A 4,704-nucleotide genomic window follows, 5' to 3' on the forward strand; every position below is an offset into this window, starting at 1 on the left:
CCTGGCAGTCGTGGTGGCCACCACGGTGATCGTATGGCGGGCCGTCCTCGCCGCCCGCACCGCCCGGACCCGTGAGGCGGCGCTGGTCGCGGCGGGGATCGGCGCGTCGTTCGGGATCCACGCCCTGGTATCGATCGGTGCGAGTCTGTCGCTGATCCCGCACACCGGCATGCCGATCCCCCTGTTCAGCTACGGGGGGACTGCCGCGGTCGTCGCATTCGTGGCAGTCGGACTGGTACTCGCGGTGCGCAGGGACGGCGTCGCGCGGCCGCTGTGGCGTCCGGACCCGCGACGGCACCGTCGACTGCGAGGGGTCTCGGCAGGGGCCGTCGGCCTGACAGCGTCGCTCGTCGCGATGTCGATGGTCACCTGGCAGCTGCAACACGTCCGCGGTGCGGAGCTGCGCACCGCGGGCGAGGCGCAGATGATGCGCTGTATCCGGCTGCCCGCCGAGCGCGGTCTCATCGTCGACCGCAACGGTGTGCCGCTCGCGCTGAACGCCGCGGAGTACGCCGTCGCCGTCCTGCCCGAGGTGTTCGACGAGCACGATGCGGACTCGCGCCCGCGACTCGCTGCGCTGATCGGCCTCTCCCCGGACGAACTGGCCGAGGTGATGGGTGGACGTGCCGAAGGGGAACCGCAGGTCCTCGTCGGCAGGGTCGCGCCCGAACAGGCTCGGCAGGTCGTGAATGCGCGACTTCCCGGGATCCTCGTCGCCCCGTCCGGCCGCAGGACGTACCCGCACGGCGCGACGCTCGCGTCGGTACTCGGCCATGTCGGGGTCGCCGACCAGCAGGACATGCAACGCTGGCCGCATCTCGCGCTCGGATCGCGGGTCGGCAAGGCCGGACTCGAGAAGCAGTACGACGCGTTGCTGCGCGGCAGCGACGGCAAGCAGTGCATGTACGTCGATCCGACGGGACGTCCGGTCGCCCCCGGCACGCGGGTGGACCCGATACGGGGACACGACCTGCGGTTGCACCTCGACATCGGTCTGCAGGACCTGGCGACCACTGCGTTGACCGAGGCCGTCCGCACCAGCGGAGGCGACCTGGGCGCCGCGATCGTGATGGACGCCCGCACCGGAGCGGTACGGGCGATGGCCAGCGTGCCCGGATTCGACAACAACGCCTACGGCCCGCCGGCCGACCTCGTCGCCCTCGCGGCGCAGGCTCAGTCGTCCGGACCGGGGGCGATGGTCAACCACGTCGCCCAGACCGCCGCACCGCCCGGGTCGACGTTCAAGATCGTCACCGCCGCCGCGAACGCCGAGAACCCGGTTCTGGCACCGGAGACCGTGATCGCCACGGGCGCGGCCTACACCTACGGCGGGCACACCTTCCGGAACTGGCAGCCGATGGGGCCGCACGACCTGCTGCAGGCGATCCAGTGGTCCGACAACGTCTACTTCTACCGCCTGGCCGAGCTCCTCGGTCCCGAGCGGATCGCCGCGGTCGCCGGGCAACTCGGCGTGGGGCAGCGATCGGGAATCGACCTGCCGGGCGAGGCCGAAGGTTTCCTCGGCACGCCGGAGTCGGTGGCACGGATCGGGGCCACCTGGTATCCGGGCTCCACCCTGCTGATGGGCATCGGCCAGGGCACCGTCAGCGCGACCCCGCTGCAGGTGGCGCGGTGGACGTCGGGCATCGCCACCGGTGCGATGGTCACCCCTCGGCTCGCGGCGGCGTACGGGTCCGAGGACAACATCCCGATTCCCACGGCGCAGCCGCGCCGGCTGCCCTTCGCCGACCGGCTCGACCCCGTTCGAGCGGGGATGCGGGCGTCGGCGTCGGCCGGTACGGCCGGGCAGCTGGCCGATCTGCCGGTGCAGGCGGGCGCCAAGACCGGCACGGCGGAGGATCCGTCGGCACCCGGGGAGGGTCTGAACGCCTGGTTCTCCGCGGTCGCGCCCCTGGACGCGCCCGAGATCGTGGTGTCGGTGCTGGTCCGCGGCGGCGGGTTCGGGTCGGCGACCGCCGGGCCCGTGGTCGAGAGACTCCTGCGGTGGTACTTCCCGTCACCGCCGGTCGTGGAGTCGAATCGGTGATCAGCTGCTGTACGCCGCCACCACCTCGGGGTGCTCCAAGCAGGCCTTGGCGCCTTCCGCGACGCAGGTGAGGGGACGCTCCGCGGTCTTCACCGGGAACCCGAAGGCATCCTCGAGCAGCTGCGACAGACCGCGCAGCATCGCCCCGCCACCGATGGTGAGCAGCCCCTCCGACATCACGTCGCCGATCGCCTGGGCGGGCAGGTCCTCGAGGCAGTCGGTCAAGGTCTGCACGATTCCCGCCGTCGTCGGTCGCAACGCATCCACGATCTCCTCGGTCTCGAGCGTGACCAGCCGGGCGCGGCCGGTGACGGCATCGCGTCCCTCCACGACGAGGGCCTGCCCGTCGGGCGTTCCGGGGGTGGCCACCTTCGCCCGCTCGGCGGTGAGCTCGCCGACGACGATCTTGTGCTCCGCGCGCAGGTACTGGTACAGCGCGTTGGTCAGTTCGTCTCCGGCGAGTCGGCAACTGCGATGGGAGAGGATGCCGCCGAAACAGATCGCGGTGACTTCCGAAGTGCCGCCGCCGATGTCCACGACGAGGTGGGCACGTGCCTCGAGCGGGTTGATGCCGCAGCCGAGGGCGCCGGCGACCGGCTCCGGCACCAGACCGACCTTCCGAAGGCCGGCCTCGTGTCCGACCTCGAGCACCGCGCGACGCTCGAGGGGCGTGGCCCCTGCGGGAACCGAGATCACACCCTTCGGTCGCAGACCGTAGGACCGGTGCGGGGCAACCCGTTTGACGACGGCCGTGACGAAGGTGCGGGCCGACTCCAGATCCACGATCACGCCGTCGCGCATCGGGCGAACCGGGGTGATGCCGACGGGGGTGCGACCGACCAGATCACGCGCATCCTGACCGATCGCGAGTGCGCGATGCGGGTCCTTCGTGCGAACCAGCAGGAACGACGGCTCGTTGAAGACGACGCCGTCTTCGGGGGTGGCGACGACTGTGTTGGCAGTGCCGAGATCGATTCCAAGTCCACCCATGTCGGCCTCCGAAGGGTTCGAACCGAGACCGTCTCGATGTTACGCAGCACCGGCTCCGCGGGGGCGGATATGGCGTGTCACCGACGAGGACGTCCGTTCGTCGCCGACCGTGCCCGAGCCCGAGCCCGACGCCGTCGGGAACCCGCGTCCCGGGATCCGCTGCGGGTCAGTTGCGGTATTCGGGGTTCGCGTCGAGGAACTTCGCGACGTACCAGCACGAGGCCGCGATCTTCAGACCCTCCGAGCGGGTCGTGTCGAGAGCGTGGCGGACCACCTCGGCGGCGAGTCCGTGGCCGCGGAACTGGGGCTGGGTGACGGTGTGGTCGAAGTCGCGCACCCCGTCCGAGTCGGTGTAGTCGGCGAACGCGGCGAGGGTGTCCCCGGTGTACAACGCGAACCTGGACTGGCCGGGGTGATGTTCGATGCGGTGCTCGTCGTTGGTCACACCATCGACCCTACCGGCCTGCACGCGGGCCGTGGGATCTGCCCGAGCCGGTAATGGGCCCGGGGTGGGATGCGATGTTCTGGTTGTGGACCCGTGTCGCGGGCGGGCCGGTACGAGTGGTGACGTGGTGGTGACGCGATGCAGGCGACGGCGGCGACGGGGTCAGGCGGGGACCTGGCCGGCCGGGGGGTGGGCCACGCGGACGGCGTCGACGAACGCGGACTTGCGCGCCAGGTAGCGGTCGCGGAACTCGTCGAGATCGTCGGTCCCGTCGCTCGAGACGGCGGTGAGGTAGCCGAAGAGGGCGACCGCGGCGGTGAGCACCGGCTCGGGGGCGGACAGCCGCATCTCGTTGACGATCGCGTCGAGGTCGACGATGCCGCGGGCGACGGAACGCAGGTGCAGGTCGTCGGACTGCAGGGCTTCGGCGAGGTCGGCCTCGGCGAGGGCCGAGTGATCCGCCTCGAACAGATGGTTGTAGACACTGTCGGCGGCGTGCAGGAAGCGGACCTGCAAGGCGCGATCGGCCGCCCGCAGGGGCGCGGCGACGGTGGCGGCCCACCGCGACGGTCGCGCGCCGATCCGGGTGACGAAGACGCCGAGCAGGACGCCGGCCGCGAGTCCCACCGGTACGGCCCACCAGGGCGCCGCACCGCTCGTGAGCAGGTCGGTCAGTGTCTCCACCGTAGGAATGCTAACAGCGGAAGTCACATCAGTCGCACCAGTCACTCTGTTACCGAATCGTGCCGCCGGTGCGATCGGGTGGTTGTGGCAGGTCACTAACGTCAACGGTCGTTCGAAGGAGGTGCCGTATGACCGCATCCGTGCTGTCGGACGCACGACTCGTCCGCGCCCTGTCCGACGAATTCCTCTCGCGGCGGGTCGATTACCAGGCTCTGGAGAGCCTTCACCACGGGAACGTGGCGGACTGGGCCGCGGCGGCGAGCCGGGTCGCGGCGCTGTCGGACGAGGAGGAACGGCAACTCGTGCTGCGCTGGCGGGACAATCCCCGGGAACTGCTCGACATCCTGCTCGCCCGCGCCGACGAGGTCACCGCCCGCCGGTGCCGCACGGCCTGGGTCTCCCTCGACCGGTTCGCGCCGTTCGTCCACGCGAGCAGCGGCCCGTGAGCGACCGCGCCGGTACGCCCACTCACGCCTCGTCCACGACGATCACCTCGTCGTCGTCGAGTGCCCGGAACGGCAGGCGCCGGCGGGCGGGG

5 protein-coding genes are annotated in these 4,704 nt (G+C 71.2%); 2 read left to right on the plus strand and 3 right to left on the minus strand.

All coding sequences use genetic code 11. The annotated features are described in order from the left end of the window. On the plus strand, positions 1 to 2,047 hold a 2,047-nt coding region (locus tag OEY_RS28810; protein ID WP_043805659.1), incomplete at its 5' end, for a peptidoglycan D,D-transpeptidase FtsI family protein. Here the strand turns inward: OEY_RS28810 and OEY_RS0121435 are convergent. The 3 genes from OEY_RS0121435 to OEY_RS0121445 all read right to left on the minus strand — a co-directional run bounded on the left by OEY_RS0121435 (position 2,048) and on the right by OEY_RS0121445 (position 4,166). Further along, the gene (locus tag OEY_RS0121435) at positions 2,048 to 3,037 is read right to left on the minus strand and encodes a rod shape-determining protein (protein WP_010595820.1); all 990 of its coding nucleotides are present in this window, start codon (positions 3,035 to 3,037) and stop codon (positions 2,048 to 2,050) included. Positions 3,038 to 3,203: 166 nt separating this feature from the next. Further along, a complete protein-coding gene (locus OEY_RS0121440; protein ID WP_010595821.1) occupies positions 3,204 to 3,482 on the minus strand; it encodes a GNAT family N-acetyltransferase in 279 nt (92 codons plus the stop codon). Positions 3,483 to 3,644: 162 nt separating this feature from the next. Further along, on the minus strand, positions 3,645 to 4,166 hold the full coding sequence (locus OEY_RS0121445) for a hypothetical protein (RefSeq protein ID WP_010595822.1): 522 nt from the start codon (positions 4,164 to 4,166) through the stop codon (positions 3,645 to 3,647). Positions 4,167 to 4,294: 128 nt separating this feature from the next. Between OEY_RS0121445 and OEY_RS0121450 the strand changes: the two genes are divergently transcribed. Further along, complete coding sequence (locus tag OEY_RS0121450; RefSeq protein ID WP_010595823.1) at positions 4,295 to 4,612, plus strand: hypothetical protein; 318 nt, start codon at positions 4,295 to 4,297, stop codon at positions 4,610 to 4,612. Positions 4,613 to 4,704: the final 92 nt, after the last annotated feature.

This window comes from Rhodococcus sp. P14 (assembly GCF_000256505.1).
In the GTDB taxonomy this organism is placed as follows: Bacteria; Actinomycetota; Actinomycetes; order Mycobacteriales; family Mycobacteriaceae; genus Rhodococcus; species Rhodococcus ruber.

What these genes read in the sequence shown, in the direction of transcription:
- OEY_RS0121450 (WP_010595823.1), top strand. Translation starts at nt 4,295, where the DNA reads ATGACCGCATCCGTGCTGTCGGACGCACGACTCGTCCGCGCCCTGTCC.
- OEY_RS0121435 (WP_010595820.1), bottom strand. Translation starts at nt 3,037, where the DNA reads ATGGGTGGACTTGGAATCGATCTCGGCACTGCCAACACAGTCGTCGCC.